This window comes from Bacteroidota bacterium (genome assembly GCA_034439655.1).
GTDB lineage: Bacteria > Bacteroidota > Bacteroidia > UKL13-3 > UKL13-3 > CANJUD01.
This window is the reverse complement of record JAWXAU010000092.1, coordinates 1-18,744: the sequence shown is the minus strand read 5'-3', so window position 1 is coordinate 18,744 and position 18,744 is coordinate 1. Positions and strand designations below refer to the sequence as shown.

The following is an 18,744-nucleotide window of genomic DNA, read 5'->3' as shown; positions in this document are numbered from 1 at the left end:
TTTGGTCGTAGCACACTAATATCAACAGTCGGGCACACGCCCGAGTGGATAACAATACAAAAAAGGCCGGCTTGATAGTCGGCCTTTTTTATTTATAAAGGAATAAGAGCGTATTTGTAGCTATTTTTGCCGCCATATAAATTATGATACAGAAAAGAATATTAATAACAGGAGCTGCCGGCTTTCTGGGTTCACATTTGTGCGACCGTTTCATTAAGGAAGGATACCATGTAATAGGAATGGATAATCTGATAACAGGAGACTTGCGGAATATTGAACATTTGATGCCTTTGAAAAACTTTGAATTTTACCATAAGGATGTTTCAAAATTTGTTCATGTTCCAGGTGAGTTGCATTATATTTTACATTTTGCATCTCCAGCAAGTCCAATTGATTATTTGAAGATACCCATTCAAACACTAAAAGTTGGTTCGCTTGGAACACACAATTGTTTGGGGCTTGCTTTAGCAAAAAAGGCAAGGATACTTGTAGCCTCAACTTCAGAAGTGTATGGCGACCCTCTAGTACACCCCCAAGATGAAGAATATTGGGGCAATGTAAACCCAGTTGGCCCAAGAGGTGTGTATGATGAAGCAAAAAGATTTCAAGAAGCCATAACAATGGCTTATAATAGGTTTCATGGTTTGCAAACCAGGATAGTAAGGATATTTAATACCTATGGCCCAAGAATGAGATTAAACGATGGCAGAGCACTACCTGCTTTTGTGGGACAAGCATTAAGCGGTAAAGATTTAACAGTATTTGGTGATGGAAGCCAAACTCGTTCGTTCTGTTATGTTGATGATTTGGTAGAAGGAATCTATCGTTTGCTTTTAAGCGATTATGATATGCCTGTAAATATTGGAAATCCTATTGAAATAAGTATTAAAGATTTTGCTGAGGAGATTATCAAATTAACAGGTACTACTCAAAAGATAGTCTACGAACCATTGCCTACTGATGACCCTAAGCAAAGAAAACCCAATATTGACAAAGCAAAAGCTATATTAGGTTGGGAACCAAAAGTGAGCAGGGCTGAAGGGTTAAAAATCACCTATGAATATTTTAAAAGTTTACCTGAATATAATATAAAACACAAAGAATTTTAAACTAAAAAATATATGAGCGAACAGGAATTAAAACCTAAAATAGGAATTACACTTGGTGATTTCAACGGTGTAGGGCCAGAAATTATAATCAAAACATTATCGGATGAACTTTTGTGTAAGCACTTGACACCAGTGGTCTATGCTTCGGTGAAAGTGATGACTTATTATAGGAAAATGTTAGGCTATAATGATTTTCAGTTCCATGTTGTTAAATCAATTAATGAGGTGCAATCAGGTAAGCCAAATTTAGTAAACTGCTGGGAAGAAGAATTAGATATTAAAATAGGGACACCTCAAGGTGTGGCTGGTAGCTATGCGATACGATCATTAGATTTGGCGATTGACGATGCTATGCAAGGAAGACTTGACGCTATAGTAACCGCACCTTTAAATAAAAGCACCGTAAAAATACCTAATGATACATTTACAGGCCATACGGGATATATAGGGAATAAAACCAAGTCGAAACCATTGATGATGCTTGTAAGTGATGAAATGAAAGTGGCTCCTGCTACTGTGCACATACCTATAAGCGAAGTTAGCGGTGCTTTGAATACGGCAATGTTAGTTGAAAAAATTGCAGCTTTGCACCAAGCAATGGTGAAGGATTTTTCTAGCAATAAACCCAAAATAGCAGTACTTGGCTTAAACCCCCATGCTGGCGATAGCGGATTGCTTGGCAAAGAAGAGCAAGATATAATTTTGCCTGCCATTAACCAATGCAAAGAAAAAGGGATGATTGTATATGGCTGCTACCCTGCAGATGGATTTTTTGGCTCAGGACAGTTTAAACAATTCGATGCCATATTAAGTATTTACCACGACCAAGGACTTATCCCATTTAAATTATTGTCATTTGAGGATGGAGTTAATTACACCGCAGGTCTTCCTATCGTGCGTACCTCGCCCGATCATGGAACTGCGTATGACATAGCTGGTAAAGGGATAGCAAATATTACCTCTTTTTTGAATGCTATATATATGGCTGCACAAATCGCTTCCAACAGGCAAATGAATGCTGGATTACGAAAATCGCCACTTAAGTTTAGCCAAATGAAAAGGGAACGCTTTAGGCTTGATATTTAGTCTTAAAAAACTGTTAAGATTTAGATTTTCAAGTTTATCTTTGCACCCCGTTTTTAAAGAGGTCTTTGACATGGAAACAAAAAACTTCTTCATTAAGGTTTCTAGGTTGAGTGAGGGTGAGAACCACGCTCAGTTTGAACTTAATGATGATTTCTTTGTTTCAAATGGTTCTAATTTTATCAGTAACAGCAAGCTTATAGCCGACGTTGAAATAAATAAGCTAGAAGCTACTGGTAGGCTTAACTTTCATATACACGGAACAATAGATGTGGATTGTGATGTTTGCAACAGATCTATTGGTCTGCCTTTGGATTTTACGCAAAACGCGATAATGAAAATTAGTGATTCCGTTAGTGAAGAATCGAAGGATAATGAGGAAATTATATATCTGCGGAAGTCGGAAGATTTGGTTTATTTGGATGAGCTGATATATGATTTTGTTCTGATTTCGATACCCATGAAAAAAAGTTGTGACATAGATGGGGTTGTGAAAAATTGTGACGATGAAATGCTGAAAAAACTTGAGAACCTAAGCCATGACAATGAAGACACTGACGACAGATGGGACGACTTAAAAAATTTAAAATTCGACAATTGATATTATAATACTATACAATTATGCCACACCCAAAACGAAAAATATCCAAATCACGCCGTGATAGCCGCAGAGCACATCACTCATTGGACAGCAAAGCTTTGTTCATCGACCCACAATCAGGCGATGTTTCTTTGTACCACCGCGTAAACCTTGAAACAGGAATGTACCGTGGGCACAAGGTGATGAAAGGCCGCAACGAAGAATAATTTAGCATTTACCGTCGATGATTCGAATTGGTATAGATGCCATGGGGGGTGATTTTGCACCTCTTGAAGCTATTCGTGGTTCCATGGACGCAGTCAATCTTTTTGGCGACAAAATTCGGATAACGTTAATAGGAGACAAATCGGAGATACTAGCTTCCATTAAAGAAGTAGGTGCCGACGAGGGTGCGTTTGATATTGTGCATGCAGATGAAATAATATCCTATAACGATCACCCAGCCAAAGCCGTTATGCAGAAGAAAAACTCGAGCATTGTGATTGGGTTTGGTCTCCTCAAAAATAAAGAAATTGATGCATTTGCTGGTGCTGGCAATACGGGTGCTATGCTAGTGGGTGCGATTATGAGTATCAAAACCATTGAAGGCGTAATTAGACCCAGTGTTACTACCGTAATTCCGAAAGTAGATGGCGGTTTTGGCGTTTTGCTCGATGTAGGAGCTAATGTAGATTGCAGGCCCGATGTGCTTTATCAATTTGGTATTTTGGGTTCGTTGCTATGCGAGCATGTATATAAAATAGAAAAACCCAAAGTAGGTCTTGTAAACATTGGTGAGGAAAAGGAGAAGGGGAATTTGGTTACCCAAGCGGCTTATTTGTTAATGGAGGAGTCGGAAGATTTTAATTTCGTGGGCAATATTGAAGGACGTGACCTTTTCGTAAATAAAGCCGATGTAGCAGTTTGTGATGGTTTTACAGGTAATGTAGTGCTAAAAACAGCCGAATCTTTTTTCTATATAATGAAAAAACGCGGAGTGCAAGATGAATATCTCGATCGGTTTAACTACGAAGACTATGGCGGCACCCCGATACTGGGCGTGAACGCACCCGTGATGATTGGACACGGAATATCAAATGCCAAAGCTTTTATGAACATGATTCGCATGTCGAAGGAATTTGTAGAGTCGAATTTGATTGAGCTTATACGGAAGCGATTTTAACCCAAAAAAAAGAAGTTATTTTTTTGTGCATAATCATTTAATTGTGATTAATATTGCACTTGAAATAAATCTTACTCTATGGGAATTAAAACTTTACTTGTTGATGATTTAGAAGAAAACACTATCATACTTAAGAAAATGCTAGAACAGCATTGCCCTGATGTTGAGGTTGTTTCGGTGTGCAATACACCACAAGAAGCCATCGAGGCTATTCACATTCTTAAGCCCAGATTAGTATTTTGTGATATCGAGATGCCCGTGATGAATGGTTTTGAGATGATAGATGCCATTGATAAGATAGACTTTGATGTGATTTTTATTACCTCGCACGACGACTATATGCTAAAGGCTTTTAAGTATTCAGCCATCGACTATATTGTTAAGCCTCCTCAAGCCGACGATTTGATAAATGCTGTGAAACGCGTAAGCAAGAACAAATCAAATCTTACCCATGACCAGTTGAATGAGTTCATATCCAACCTAAAAGGTACTGGCGACAAGAAGAAAATTACTTTGAATACACACGAGCGTATCATATTTGTGGGCATTGACGAAATTATTCGTTGCGAAGCTTCAGGTGTTTATACTGTATTCCATTTGCGTGATGGCAAAAAGCATATGGTATCGAAGAATATCCAAAAATATGAAGAGATGCTATTGGACCAAGGTTTTTTTCGCCCCCACCGTTCGCATATAATAAATCTTAACTATGTAAAAGAGTTTGTGAAAGAAGGCGAAGGCTATATGTTAATGGCCGATGGTTCTAAAGTGGATATTTCGCGTTACAAAAAAGAAGAGGTGCTGAAAAAACTGGGGATGTATTAAGCCGATGTCGAATCCTTTCGGGATAGTCAAATTTATATTATAGAAATTTATTATAAGGCTTTCTAGCCTTTTATGTGAGCTATAGTTTAGGCCAATCGGCCCACTTTAAGTTTCCATTATGCTTTGTAGCTTCTTTCCAGGTGTTAGTTTCAAATTCAACCAAGAACATTCCCGATGTAGGCAAGTTGTCTATTTGCTTGTTGCAAAAATACTCCATCATATAAGTAAATGCGGGGTTGTGGCCCACAAGCATTACGCTATTATACTTATCGCTAATTTCAGAAACTATGCGTGCCAAATTATGAGGGCTCGATTCATATATATCCTCATCATATATAATTTTGCAGGCATCCATTTGCAATGCCTTCGCTACAGTCTCGGCTGTTTCTTTGGTACGTTTTGCGGGGCTTGAAATGATGACTTGCAGATGCGGTTTTTTCTCATATAATCTTATGCCCATTTCATTGGCATCGTTAAGGCCACCTTCGGTAAGTTGCCTTTGGAAGTCGGTGGGGGCAGTGTTGTGCGGGATTGCCTTGGCATGACGCATGATATATAATGATTTCATGATTTATGATTAAATGATATACAATTATAAGGATATTATACCGACACTCAATATATAATAGTCCAAAAGAAAGGGACTAATTCCCCCGCATCCCGATAATTATCGGGATTAAGCGGGGCTATCGGGATGTAGTTCGGTATTACCATCCTAAAAACTAAATCCGCCACAGGCGGAGAACTATTTTAGTTTAAGAATTGGTATTATAAAATGCTTGTTCGAAAACTCCTCTTTTTTCGTTACGCTCATTAAAAAAAGGGTCATTTAGAAGAATAAACTCTCATATTTTTTAATTTCCTCCGCCATCTGGCTGAGTCAAAAGAGAACCTTTCTATCCAAGCACCGAGTTTCCTTTCAGACACTATATATTGCTCGTTCGAAAACGCCTCTTTTTCTACCCAAGCACTGAGTTTTAGTTCAGACATTGTATAAAATAATCTTTGGATTATTTTAATTTGAGAATAGGTATTATGCTTCGTCTTTTGTGTTCCTAACCAAGTTTATTCCCGAGCCAAAGAAAACTATTCCAAGTATACCGAAAATAATTATCCCCTTAATATCACGCTGGGCACCGGCGGTGTTCATAAAAAGCACAGCAACATAAATCAAGCCAGCAATGCCTAAAACAGTAAGTAAAGCTCCAAATATTCGTTTTAAATTCATAGCATATATATATTAATGATGATAGAAATATGAAGCCCCAAAGTTGGGGATTCTACTAGGCAAAAGTGTTATATAATTATGGCAAAATATTACAGAAGTCACGCATTTGGTGGCACCGAATACTTATAACGAAACTCAATATATAATAGTCCACAAGAAAGGGACTAATCCCCCCGCATCCCGATAATTATCGGGATTAAGCGGGGCTTTCGGGATGTAGTTGGGCATCACCATTCTGCAAACCTAATCCGCCGCTTGCGGAGAGCTATTTTAGTAAAAGAATTGGTATAATTTACAGAGCTGTGCTTAAATGCCTAAAATACACCTAAAACATTGACAGAAATGGCTGGCCAGCCTTGCAATTTTAAGCGTAGCGTTAGCCGCTGTGAATGTGAGTTTCATTCGCTCAGTTTCTGACGGGCGAAGAGTGGTTTTCATAATTCAATATAAGGTAATGCAAGTTAAAAACTCACAGTACAAATCCGAAAGATATCGGGTCTTGCGAAGGCATTGATTAGTATTTTTCGAGGGTAACAACCGCAGGCAAGTGAAGCTTAACTGCGTAGTTTCTCCAAATTTATTTCCCATGCAAAAACTTCGTCTTATCCTTGGGCAATTGTATGGTGTATGTTTTGCCTAGCTTATTGGTCAACAAAGGTTTCTTTATCCAAGGATTAAAAGTACGCAATATTTTATAGTTTACACCGTGGGCAATTGCCCAATCGCTCCAGTTGGGAACAGTGCTGCTCACAGTTTCATCGGTGGTGGCGATGGTGGGATAACCTGCCACATCGGCCATTTTATATCCGTACTTTTCAGGTGCATTTAATATTTCTTTTAATGCTACAATGCGGAATAGATAACGTGAGGTTTCTTGGTTGATATGCAAATCATAATATGAATCTACTTTCTGAAATTTTTGGCTTTGTTTGATGGCTCCCATACCGCAATTATAACTAGCCGCAGCAAGTGTCCACGAACCTAAATCTTCTTTCATGCTTTTCAAATATTTGCAAGCGGCTCGTGTTGCTTTATCAAGTTGGTAACGTTCGTCCACTTCATCATTGATTTCTAAACCATAGCGGCGACCTGTTTCGGGAATAAACTGCCAAAACCCTGCTGCTGCTGCAGGGGAAACCACATTGGCCAAGCCACTCTCGGCCACTGCCAAGTATTTAAAATCGTCGGGCATGCCTTGCTCTTTGAGCAATTGTTCAATTTGGCCAAAGTGGCGTTTCATGCGTTTATATATTATAATATTATTCGACTCGAAAAAGGCGTTCGATAAAAGCTCTCTGTCGAAACGTTCCATTACTTCAGGGTCATCAATGGGGACTTCCTCTCCACAAAAATCTAGTTTTGCAGGCAAGGTAATACTATGTATTTCTCGCTCTATGGGCAATATATTCTTTTTGGTTTGGCTTGCTTCAAACAGATAGACCAAACTGGCCAGAACTGTTAACATACCCAGCGTACTGAGCATTTTCATTGTTTTACTTTTCATCTTCCTCTATGTTTTTAATTCCACCCGATATAATAAATTGCATCATGTGGGTGGCATTGGTTTCTATGGTGGTTACTTGGCTATTGGGCACTAATACCAATTGGCCCGATATGGCATACGAATCGGGAAAATAAACTGCCATATATCCTTCTATATTCAAAAAATCTAAATCCTTTTGGGTAACAAAACCCAACCTACATATCCCGTTCTCCGAAATTTTAACCATTACTGGTTGACTAAATTTCTTCTTGTCTCCCACAAAGGCTTCGGTCATGTCTTTGAACAGGTTGTAGAAAGTTTTGAGTAGTGGGGTTTTGCTTAATATGTCATCGAGCAAATCGAACAAAGGTCGTGACACAAACTTACTGGCAGTATACCCTATTAGGCATATAGCTGCTATAATAATAAGGATGCCAAGGCCAGGAATAGGGAAAGTAAAAATGGAATCTACTTTTGTGAACAACCAATATATAATATAGGATGAGGCTACCACGGGCAATACCAATAGCAAGCCCTTTAAAAAGTAGTTCAATATTTTCATGAACAAGGAACGCCTGTATCGGCGGTACTCTTGTAGGAAGAAGTCGTTGTTTTTGGAGGCCAATTTATTTATGATTTACTCCGCCGAGGCGGATTTGATTTATGATTTACGATTTGTTGCTTACGCCAGATTATATTGACCTCGCCGCGGCGAGTATGATTGTTGATTTGGCTTACACTACATTTTGTCCTTGATCGATTCCCTCACCAACCAATTACACAACGAATTTACTTTATATATTGTTTATATACAACAAAATTTTATAAACTATATATTATTTATCGTAGTTTATTTTAAACAGTTTGGCAGATTCTTCCTCTTCTGGGCTGAGGGCTCCTTCGGTTTTGTATATTTTTACCATTTCAAATTTACGTCCGGGATATACCGAGTCGATAGGTTTCATTATAGAGTGCATAGTGGTCAATATTTTTCCATCCAATGCATCGGGGTTGCTTCGTAGGCTTGCCATATTAATATGTGTAATCTTTTGATTCTTCAACCACCACAGCATACTATCGGCCCCATAAGTGGGCGGGCTGTATGCCGATACAAACTTGTCGCTGGCATTGGTATATATATAACTCATATTGCCTTTGCGGGTAAGTATATGTGCATCAGCGGGCAAACTATCGGCACAATACTCACTCATCTTAAGGTAATTCACCCAATCGGGTGTGAAACCCGCAAGTTTTTCGCCACCCAATTGCTGTTTGAGTGTAGGGAGATTTTTGCTGCTTTGCTTACCAATAAAGAATAAGTTGGCAAACAATATCACGGCAATTAGTATTACATAATATACCTGTGCAAAAATAACCGCAGACGCCAGTTGATAGAAAGCACCCATAAACGCAAGCATCATGAGCGGAACGGCCGGCAAAATAAGCCGCTCTTGCATATTATTGGCTTGTATACCAAAGAATGTTGCTCCCAAGTATGCCATAAAACATAAGCAAGCAAAGAAGATGGCTTGGTTCTTTCGCCAATTGAGCAATGTAATTAATATGAATATGGCCGCAGTGAACCATGCCAGTTTCATATTATTTTCGTTCTTATTCTTCTCATAGTATTTTTCAAGCGTATTGGTATTGAGATGCATAATATGATAGAAATGGTAGGCCATATACAATCCCAAATTATTTTTGCCACGAGTCATCAATCCACCAAAATCTTCTTTGCCTAGTTGGGGTTTATATTGGTCTTTCATCAATATCACTTCAAGCTGACTGCTATCAGGTTTGCCTACTGTGGCTCTCAGCCCCACTTCCAAAGCACCACGTGCTACTAGGATGGCCAAAAACATATATAATACTGCTTTCCATTTTTTCTTAAGTAAGAAATAGGCAACTATAGGTGCAGCCATGGCTAGTGCTACAGGTTTGCAGAGTGATAAAAATACGACCCACGACCCATTTAGCAAAAACAGTTTCCAGGTTTCTTTAATGGGTTTCCCCTCCAATACTTTATCAATAAGTTTAAAGGCGAAGATGAAACCTATAGCTTGCAGCATCATATAAAATGCCTCGGTATATGTTTGGCTGCTATAGAATTGTATATTGGCATTGAGCGACACAAACAGTAAGGAAATAAACAATACCAAATAAGGAATGCGGCCTCTAAATGCTTTGTATAAAAACCATATACCCAGTGCCGAAAATATTAACGACATAAACTTCAGCACCCAGAGGTTAATACCAAACATGGCAATGGGCAAAGCTAACATTAACGGATACAAAGGCCCTTGGTAAAAAGGGAATTCTCCATTATGCAAAAACCGATTGGCCCGCTCTATATAACTGCTATCGTCACCCCCTATCGATATTTTGGCATCGAACATTAAGAATGAGAACAACACATTTACACCCACTATAATGAGGGCATACATTACATGTTTCTTCCCGAAATACGCTTCTATCCTGCCCAGCAGATTGCTTGTATTACTGGGCTTTGCAGCAGTCTTTGCTGCTTGGGGTTTATTCTTTTGTGTTGACATGGGTGCTTAATGAGTGACTGAGGTTTTCGGCCGCGGCGGATAATGATTTTGCAAATCTATGGACAATTACTTAAACAGTAGTATTCCTTATTCAGATATAAGATTCTTTCTATAATGAGACTTCTCTATTTCAACACCACAAACTTCCCCGTTTTTACAATTCCTTTATCCAAATCTTTTACTGTAAAGAAATAGACCCCTTGCGATATCGTATTCTTCGAGTCGCTCAGCAAATCCCATGCATGCTCGCCGCCCGGGCTTATAAACCTTTCAGTGCTCGACAAGTCGGCATACCATTTTATATCGCTGCCAGTATAAGTAGCAGCATCGTGTTTCAGCGTTCGTACCACATCACCGGCTGTTGTATATATAACAATTTCGCTGTGTGCAGGTAGGTTGTAGAAATATATTTTTTTGCTACGCGAACCCGTGCCATCCCATGCCGCATTTGTTTTATAAGGATTGGGATATACACCCGGTTGCAAACTATCTATCGTTATACTTCCATCAACAGGGGCTGTGCCCGTAAACACCCTAAAATCGTTTGCAGCTAATGACGATTCAAGCGACTGCAAACCTATAGCATCATCGCCCGCATCGAAAGAAGTTATAATAAAAAGATATTGCCAGCCGTTCAGCAAATTATCTATAGTGATATGATAAGTATAGGTTGTTGTATCTCCTTCAAACTTCACGGGGGCAGCCATCTTCACCGCTGCAAAACCATTATTATTGCCCACATTATTACTAGGCTTATCCCATTGTTGTATCAGTTTTTTGACATCGAGCAAATTGAGTTTTAAATCGTCGCCTGCATTGGTACGGTATATTCTGTAACCTTCAAAGTCTTGCTTCTTGCTTAATGGATCTATTGATTTTTCTGCCGCATCATCCCAATATATATCTACTTTATTATTTGAAGGAACAATTTTTACTGTAGGCGTAGCTGGAGGTTCGGGCAATATATATCTATCTAGTTTGTTGTTTCCATTAATATCTTCGGCCGCATCTAACTTCCCGTTTTCATTTAAGTCTTCGCCGCTATAGGTTCGTTTGGCCCAACCCCAATGCTCCACCAATTCTTTGCGTGCATCGGCATCATCTACTGCTTCGTTGTTCACCAATGCACCCAGTTGTTTGGCACATACAAGGGCAAGGGCAAAACGGATAGTCTCGCCCTGTTTTAATTGCACATAAGGCCCTGCTGAGAGTAATTGTATCCAGTTATTGGTAAAGTTTACGGGGCCTGTGGCACCGTATATATCGGCTGCACTTAAACCTGTTTGTAGTTTATAATATCTTTCAATATCGTCATTGGGTTTGGCAAAGGGTGGATTGGTACCACCATAGTTCCAAAAATTTGGAAGAACTTGTGGAGCAGGCAATCCCGCACTTGTAAATACAGCCGCATTGCTCGGATGGAAATACATATTTCGCCAATCGCTACCCAGAAACATTACACTACCATAGCTGCGGGTATAGTCTATATCATCGCCCTTTTGTTCGTAGGTATAAATAGATTTATAGATGCTGTCCCATCCGTTACGACCCTTATTAAAGAAAGCTGTACCTGTTTCTTGAGTCACATTTACATTTCGCACCAGCATATCACTATAATATCCTATCCATATACTGTCCCAGTTATGGGTGCTATTATTGGTGATGGTATAATCGAGTATCACAAAATAATCGGTGAAGGAATAATTCCAACAATAGGTTTGCAAATTCACATCGGCATATAAGGGTTGGGTATGCCCATTTATAGGTTGACTGGTGCCAGGCACTATCGTGTTTTTATCGGTAAAGTTTATTACAAAGTCTTGGTGCGAAACCGCGTCTGATCTGTAATTTGAGCTTGAGGGCAAAGTAGAACGCTCGCCAAACAAACCATTGGGCGTAAACTCATATCCTGTAGCACCTGTGCTGTAACCTCTTGCCGACTCAATGGCCGAGGATGACAACTGCACTTGGCCATTCACCATGCAACCCAACCACAACCCACCTTCAAACAAATGCTCAATGCCGCTGCCAATGGGATACTCCATGCTTGGGCCCAGTTTGCTATTGGCAACCACATCGGGTCTGCCCACGGTACCTGTATTTGTAAAATTCACGCCCAGCCTACCTGCCGAGGTGTTCAGGTTCTTAAATGTTTGGGCATTTGTACAAGTATACAGAAAACAACAAAGGGCTATTGCAAATATTCGCATGGTTGCAAATATAGTATAGCTTTGCTATTTGCTGTGTTACGGAATTGTAGATTTGGTAATGCTAAATCTATTATATTTGCCCGATATGAAAATATTGTTCATTAACAAATATGTTTGCTTACTGCTATTTTGCTCAACAAGTTTTGCTTCTAGGGCACAAGACGCTTTAATGGGTTTAACCAATTGCCATGCAAGCACGCTCAATCCCGCATTAATAGGCTAGAATCCTGCTTGGACTGCAGGCATTGGATATATTGATGTGCCTAATTATCAAACTATAAATGCTTACGGTGAATATAGTAAAGGTGTGCATGCATACGGGCTCAATCTTTTTAACGATGTGGTAGGCTCTGGTAGGTTAACTACCAATTGTGTGACAGGAAAATATTCTTGGCACTATCAAAAAGAAAAATGGGGAATTAGACTAGGGACGGGCGTATAATTTGTAAATAAAAGTATTGATTTCTCACGGCTCACATTTAGTGACATGATAGATCCCAGAACGGGAACAAAGGATTCAACGCTAATTATGCCAAGTGCATCTATCAATTTCATGAGTATTATTTGCGGGTTTGCGAAAGCTACTTGCTGCAGTTTTGCAGGCCACATGAAGCAGTACCACTATTTACCGAATATTATTTACGATGTGTGAAATATGTAATTTAAAATTATCAATGTGTAACATATTAGGTTAGTTCCCTCACACTTTTGCATACAAGAATATTGGAAACTATCTAGGCGATGCTATTCTTTAAATGATTCAGTATTATATAATAAACGCGAATCGAAAATTCCCTAGTCTATACATAATCTTCTTTTTGGTATAGGTTTGAATTAAACCTAGGTGATTGGTGTGCAAACTGTATGAAAATATAAATGAATACTTCTATTAAAATATTAGCAGTGATGACATCTGGCGGAGACGCTCCTGGAATGAATGCTGCTATACGTGCCGTTGTTAGAACCGCCATTAACAGTGGGTTGAAAGTATTGGCAATAAATGGGGGCTATGAAGGAATGATAGAAGGAGATTTTAAAGGAATGGATGCTGCTGCAGTTAGCGATATTATTCAAAGAGGTGGAACTATTATAAAGACCTCAAGGAGCGAAAGATTCAAAAAAAAAGAATGGAGGACAGTTGCTTTCCAACAATTAATAAAGGCAAAAGTTGATGGAGTAATTATAATAGGTGGAAATGGGTCGCTTGCTGGTGCCCATATATTTACAAGCGAATTTAATATTCCGTTTATCGGGGTACCCAAAACAATTGATAATGATATTTTTGGAACTGACTATGCAATCGGTTTTGATACAGCTACGAATACAGCACTTGAGGCAATTGACAAAATAAGAGATACGGCCAATTCACATCACCGTTTATTTTTTGTGGAAGTGATGGGAAGAGACCTTGGCTTTGTGGCATTGCATTGTGGAATATCTGCTGGGGCTGAAGCTATTTTGATACCTGAGTGCAAAACTAATGTGAGCGATTTAATCGACAAATTAGAAAAAGGCTGGAAAAGGAAAAAGTCCTCCATGATAGTGGTTGTGGCCGAAGGAGCTGTGGAAGGTGGGGTAATGGAGATTGCGAATAATGTAAAAGCAAAGTTTAATCATTATGATATACGAATAAGTATCCTGGGCCATCTTCAGCGGGGAGGAAATCCGAGTTGTTTCGATAGGTTATTGGCAAGTCGATTGGGAAATAAGGCCGTAAAAATATTGATAGCAGGTAAAAAAAACATGATGGTGGGACTGAAAAACCAGAGAATAACGTATACCACCTTTGAGAAGGCTTCATCAGGGATTCACAAAATCAATGAACATATACTCGATTTAGCCAATGAATTATCAGCTTAGTTTTTTTTATATTAAGGTAAAAGACTATAATATATGAATACTACAACTACGGCAATAAAAGCGGCAAGAGCTCATGTTTCTTTCTACTATCAAGAAATATTTAATGTTGTCGTAAATGAAGTTGATTCTAAATTGTATATAATTGCCTTTGATATAGCATAAAAAAAACAAGCTATTTGCCGCACATTATAAATTAAATGTATCAGTATGAAATTTAAAAATTATCCTTTTAAGGACGCATATACGCACGAAAGCCAAAAAGTTTCTGATGAACTTTTTACCAGTATCACCAAAGGGTTAGAAGCTAAAGAAGCAACCAAAAGACTCTTGGACTTTGGAAAAAATAGTATTACAGAAAAAAAATCCAAAAGCCCCATTATTATTTTTTTAAGTCAGTTCAAGGGAGCTTTTGTAATAATATTATTTGTTGCCGCCGCACTATCTTTTTACTTTAATGAATGGCTAGACGGTTTTGCAATTCTATTAGTAATTATTATAAATGCTATTATCGGCTTCATTATGGAATATCATGCCGAGCGTTCCATGGAAGCCCTTAAGCGGCTTACCATAGTAAATGCGAAAGTTATGCGGAATGGTCAACTTTTGGAAATCGCTTCTGATGATATTGTGCCAGGAGATATCTTATATGCAGAAGCTGGAGATATTATACTTGCTGATGCCCGAATATTTAATCTGTCGCAGCTACAGGTTGATGAGTCCGCACTTACTGGAGAATCGGTAGCAGTGGATAAGGAGGATAAAATTTTAACAAAAGATGTTACACTAGCCGAAAGGGTGAATATGCTTTATAAAGGAACCTCTGTTACCAAGGGAAATGTTAGAGGAATTGTGACGGGAACAGGTATGGAAACTGAGCTTGGAAAAATAGCTGCGATGGTTCAATCGGCAGACCAAGGGATAACTCCTTTGGAAAAAAAGATTTCACAATTTAGCAAAAAAATATTGTGGTTAACAGTAGTCTTAATTTGTATCATTTTTTTGATAGGAGTGCTTAAAGGAGATAATATTGTAGCATTAATTCAAACCACTATTGCTCTTGCTGTGGCTGCTATTCCCGAAGGTTTGCCCATTGTTACAACATTGGCATTGGCACAAGGAATGTTGAAAATGGCAAAACACCACGTAATCGTAAAAAAACTTTCTGCTGTTGAAACGCTTGGTGGAACCAATGTTATATGTACCGATAAAACAGGTACACTTACACAGAATAAAATAGAAGTAAATACTATTATTACAGCCGACGAAAAAACAGAAATAAAAATTAATTTAACAGATAGGAAAAGCTCGTCTCAAAATAAAAGTTTTGAATGGGTTAAAACGATTTCTGTTTTATGTAATACTGCCGAACTTATTTTCACTGGCAAAAAAGCAAAAGAAGTCGGTGATCCGCTAGAAGTAGGACTTCTAAAATTTGCTTATGGAGAAGGAACAGATATTGAACCTTTAAGAAAGAAATATCCAAAATTAAAAGAAGAGCCATTTTCTTCCGAGACAAAAATTATGGCAACGCTGCATAAAGCAGAAAAAAATAATTTTGTGGCTGCAAAAGGAGCTGTTGAAGAATTATTAAAACACTGTACGCATTTACTAAAGAATGGTGAAGTTGTTTCGATGGATGAAGCTACGACAAAACATTGGTCGAATGAAGCAGAAAAATTTGCAGGTGAAGGATTAAGAATTATTGCGGTAGCCTATAAAGAAACAAATGGAACTCCCGATAAACTAGCAGAAAACCTCATCTTCGCAGGATTGATAGGAATGCTAGACCCTCCTCGTAAAGAAGTATTCGTTGCTATTCAGGAATGTAAATCGGCAGGAATAAAAGTGGTGATGATTACGGGAGATCATCCCGCCACAGCTAAAAATATAGCCTTAAAACTTGGAATTATTGATGCTGATAAAGACGAGGAAGTAGTAAACGGAAAGGATATGGGTGAATTTGAAAAATTATCTGCAAAAGAAAAAAAACGATGGTTAAACTCAAGAATATTTGCCCGTGTTAGCCCAAAACAAAAATTAGATTTGGTGAGTGTGTTACAGCAAAATAAGGACGTGGTGGGAATGACTGGCGACGGGGTGAATGATGCTCCAGCAATAAAAAAGGCCGATATAGGAATTGCAATGGGAAACCGTGGAACGCAAGTAGCACAGGAGGTAGCTGATATGGTTCTTAAGAACGATTCTTTTTCTTCAATTGTTTTGGCAATTAAACAGGGGCGTGTGATTTTTGAGAATATAAGAAAGTTTGTTATTTATTTACTCTCGTGTAATCTCAGTGAGTTGTTAATTATTTCTTTTACTACTATCATGAACTTGCATTATGGTCTTTTTCCTTTGCAGATATTGTATATCAATCTTGTGACCGATGTTCTTCCTGCACTAGCTTTGGGGGTTACTGGGGGTAGTAACTCAATTATGAAACAGCCGCCACACAATTCAAACGAGCAAATTATTGACAAAAAGCGTTGGATTTCTATCATTGTTTATTCCGTTGTGATGGCGGCCTGTTGTTTAGGTGCGGTGTCCATAACACATTTAACTATCCACAGTGACGAAAAATTAGATCTTGAACTATGTAATAATGTTTTATTTATTACACTTATACTTTCCCAGTTGTGGAATGTTTTTAATATGACGACCGACAATGCTAAAGCATTTTATAAGTCGGATGTTTTTAGAAATAAATATGTATGGTATGCAACAATTGTTTGCCTTGTGCTTACTATCGGTGCTTATGCTATAGATCCCGTGGCTACGGCACTATCATTATATAACCCAAGCATGATAGATTTTGCAATTATGTTAGGATTTAGTTTGCTCTCCTTGCTTATTATTCAAATATTAAAACGAACTAAAATTGTATTATAGGTAATACCGACATTCAATATATAATAGTCTAAAAAGAAAGGGACTAATTCCCCCGCATCCCGATAATTATCGGGATTAAGCGGGGCTTTCGGGATGTAGTTCGGCATTACCATTCTACAAACTAAAGCCGCCACAGGCGGAGAACTATTTTAGTTTAAGAATTGGTATAATTTGTAATACAAAAACGGAACATATAATACGGCTTACCAAAATTTAAAATTTCGCACGCTGTACTTTCAAAAAAGTTGTTTGGTCTAACTATTATACTATTTGTGAATAGCCAATACCGGAATTTTAGAAGTAAGAGCAAAATGCCTGGTTGTACTGCTGTGGAATAGATTACTCCAAAATCCTCGTCGGTGCATGGCTAAAGCTAATACATTGGGGTTTTGGTTTTCGATATACTGCTCGATTCCTTCATTGGTGTCGAGTCGTGTTAAGTTAATAAAAGATATATTTTCACCTTTAAAGCGGCCTTGCAAATTGGTTTTTGCTACCTTATCGGCATCAGAGATATTGGGTTCGAATAATTCATGGAAATGTATCACTTTTGTTTCTGCACCCACTAATTTGGAGAAGTTCAGAATTTGTTGGATTGAAGCCACTTCATCGCCACTATAATCGGTAGCATACATTACGGTTTTAAATTCTTTTATATGTGCTGTTATAGGAATTGACCACACGGGGCATTTGGATTTTTCAATCACACCGAAGGTGTTGGATCCAATTATTTTATCAAGTATTCCCGATGCACCTTTGGTACCCATTATTATATAGTCACAATTAATTTCTTCGGCCACTTGCAAGGTAGCTTCTACCACAAACCCATGTTCTACTCGGGTGCTTACTTTCAACCATGGATGTTTTACCGCCAGTTCCTCTTTTAAATTTTTAAGGTCAGTTTCACTTTGGCTGTGCGACTCACGCAATATGGCACCTATAGTTTCGGGCGACATATAGGGGTCTACATAAGGCGAACCATATACGTGCAATATGGTAAGTGCTGAATCGTTTGCTTGGGCTAAATAAATAGCAAAGTCCATAGCATGTGCAGCGGCCTTGCTGAAATCGGTAGGGAATAGTAAATTTTCCATGTGGTATTATTTTATTTTACAAAATTGATAAAATCGAGAAATTTAATAGGTGATAGTAATCAAATCTCTCCATGATAGATATCAGTTTTAATATGATATGCTTAACAATGCGGGTGGGAGTAATGTTTGTTACTGGTGTTGAAATCAGTTTTTAATTTGGGTAAATGCAGAATAGAATCATACAGAATAGTAACGCTAACTGTTTTCAAATTGGGAATTGCTTATATAGTGGTTGAGCGGAAACTCGGACAAGCACTATATAAGATCTTCAAAATAAACTTTTCCTGTCGCTATGTTATGATAGGCACTTACAATACCAATTTCTTTTTTGGCAATTCTTGATTTTAAATAGGGGCTTTGGTCTAATATTTCTTTTACTGAATTTTGAGCATTGAGTTTGGTTACTTTTTCCATTACTTGGTTTTCATTGGCATTTTCTGTTTTAGGATAGCAACCGGCTTCCCTAGCTACTTTTTGAATTTTTGAAGTTATATTATATATATTTTCATCCATCACATTGGCTAATGAAAGAGCAATTGCACCGCATTTAGAATGTCCTTTTACCACAATTAATTTTGCTCCCAATTCCTTAACAGCTATTTCCAAACTACCAATAATTTCGGGGTTGATAATATTTCCTGCAATGCG

General features: G+C 38.2%; 18 protein-coding genes. 9 read left to right on the top strand and 9 right to left on the bottom strand.

The window, feature by feature from the left end; translation table 11 throughout:
• Nucleotides 1-143 precede the first annotated feature (143 nt).
• The 6 genes from SGJ10_06385 (at nt 144) to SGJ10_06360 (ending at nt 4,780) form a co-directional block, all read left to right on the top strand.
• Nucleotides 144-1,109, top strand: a complete 966-nt coding sequence (locus SGJ10_06385; protein MDZ4757753.1) for a UDP-glucuronic acid decarboxylase family protein — start codon at nt 144-146, stop codon at nt 1,107-1,109.
• 12 nt (nt 1,110-1,121) lie between these two features.
• A complete protein-coding gene (pdxA, locus tag SGJ10_06380; protein MDZ4757752.1) occupies nt 1,122-2,195 on the top strand; it encodes a 4-hydroxythreonine-4-phosphate dehydrogenase PdxA in 1,074 nt (357 codons plus the stop codon).
• A 70-nt stretch (nt 2,196-2,265) separates the two neighbouring features.
• Nucleotides 2,266-2,793 (top strand): DUF177 domain-containing protein, encoded by a 528-nt coding sequence (locus SGJ10_06375; GenBank protein MDZ4757751.1) that lies wholly within the window; start codon nt 2,266-2,268, stop codon nt 2,791-2,793.
• Nucleotides 2,794-2,813: 20 nt separating this feature from the next.
• The gene (gene rpmF, locus SGJ10_06370) at nt 2,814-2,999 is read left to right on the top strand and encodes a 50S ribosomal protein L32 (GenBank protein ID MDZ4757750.1); all 186 of its coding nucleotides are present in this window, start codon (nt 2,814-2,816) and stop codon (nt 2,997-2,999) included.
• A gap of 17 nt (nt 3,000-3,016) precedes the next feature.
• Nucleotides 3,017-3,955 carry a phosphate acyltransferase PlsX gene (gene plsX, locus SGJ10_06365; protein MDZ4757749.1) on the top strand — a complete coding sequence of 313 codons (939 nt, stop codon included), beginning with the start codon at nt 3,017-3,019 and terminating at the stop codon, nt 3,953-3,955.
• Nucleotides 3,956-4,033: 78 nt separating this feature from the next.
• Nucleotides 4,034-4,780, top strand: coding sequence for a LytTR family DNA-binding domain-containing protein (locus tag SGJ10_06360; GenBank protein ID MDZ4757748.1), 747 nt, complete (start codon nt 4,034-4,036; stop codon nt 4,778-4,780).
• Between the two features lie 79 nt (nt 4,781-4,859).
• Here the strand turns inward: SGJ10_06360 and SGJ10_06355 are convergent, their stop codons facing one another.
• From SGJ10_06355 to SGJ10_06325, 7 genes are all read right to left on the bottom strand, one after another.
• Nucleotides 4,860-5,348, bottom strand: a complete 489-nt coding sequence (locus SGJ10_06355; protein MDZ4757747.1) for a histidine phosphatase family protein — start codon at nt 5,346-5,348, stop codon at nt 4,860-4,862.
• A gap of 257 nt (nt 5,349-5,605) precedes the next feature.
• Entirely contained in the window at nt 5,606-5,770 is a 165-nt protein-coding gene (locus SGJ10_06350; protein MDZ4757746.1) for a hypothetical protein, read from the bottom strand.
• Nucleotides 5,771-5,813: 43 nt separating this feature from the next.
• On the bottom strand, nt 5,814-6,008 hold the full coding sequence (locus tag SGJ10_06345) for a hypothetical protein (GenBank protein ID MDZ4757745.1): 195 nt from the start codon (nt 6,006-6,008) through the stop codon (nt 5,814-5,816).
• Between the two features lie 577 nt (nt 6,009-6,585).
• Nucleotides 6,586-7,512 (bottom strand): lytic transglycosylase domain-containing protein, encoded by a 927-nt coding sequence (locus tag SGJ10_06340; protein ID MDZ4757744.1) that lies wholly within the window; start codon nt 7,510-7,512, stop codon nt 6,586-6,588.
• Nucleotides 7,502-8,053: a DUF502 domain-containing protein gene (locus tag SGJ10_06335; protein MDZ4757743.1), complete on the bottom strand. Its 552-nt coding sequence runs from the start codon at nt 8,051-8,053 to the stop codon at nt 7,502-7,504. Before SGJ10_06335 ends, SGJ10_06340 begins: the two co-directional genes overlap by 11 nt.
• A 274-nt stretch (nt 8,054-8,327) precedes the next feature.
• Nucleotides 8,328-10,043: a glycosyltransferase family 39 protein gene (locus SGJ10_06330; protein MDZ4757742.1), complete on the bottom strand. Its 1,716-nt coding sequence runs from the start codon at nt 10,041-10,043 to the stop codon at nt 8,328-8,330.
• Nucleotides 10,044-10,168: 125 nt separating this feature from the next.
• Entirely contained in the window at nt 10,169-12,253 is a 2,085-nt protein-coding gene (locus SGJ10_06325; GenBank protein MDZ4757741.1) for a hypothetical protein, read from the bottom strand.
• 259 nt (nt 12,254-12,512) lie between these two features.
• Here SGJ10_06325 and SGJ10_06320 point away from each other — a divergent pair, with 259 nt between their 5' ends.
• From SGJ10_06320 to SGJ10_06310, 3 genes are all read left to right on the top strand, one after another.
• Entirely contained in the window at nt 12,513-12,695 is a 183-nt protein-coding gene (locus tag SGJ10_06320; GenBank protein ID MDZ4757740.1) for a hypothetical protein, read from the top strand.
• Nucleotides 12,696-13,129: 434 nt separating this feature from the next.
• A complete protein-coding gene (pfkA, locus tag SGJ10_06315; protein MDZ4757739.1) occupies nt 13,130-14,113 on the top strand; it encodes a 6-phosphofructokinase in 984 nt (327 codons plus the stop codon).
• 207 nt (nt 14,114-14,320) lie between these two features.
• The gene (locus SGJ10_06310) at nt 14,321-17,002 is read left to right on the top strand and encodes a cation-translocating P-type ATPase (protein ID MDZ4757738.1); all 2,682 of its coding nucleotides are present in this window, start codon (nt 14,321-14,323) and stop codon (nt 17,000-17,002) included.
• Nucleotides 17,003-17,268: 266 nt separating this feature from the next.
• Here SGJ10_06310 and SGJ10_06305 read toward each other — a convergent pair whose 3' ends face one another.
• Together SGJ10_06305 and SGJ10_06300 are read right to left on the bottom strand one after the other, a co-directional pair.
• The gene (locus SGJ10_06305) at nt 17,269-18,096 is read right to left on the bottom strand and encodes a universal stress protein (protein MDZ4757737.1); all 828 of its coding nucleotides are present in this window, start codon (nt 18,094-18,096) and stop codon (nt 17,269-17,271) included.
• Between the two features lie 255 nt (nt 18,097-18,351).
• Nucleotides 18,352-18,744, bottom strand: a 393-nt coding sequence (locus tag SGJ10_06300; protein MDZ4757736.1) for a carbonic anhydrase, incomplete at its 5' end; no start/stop codon positions are given.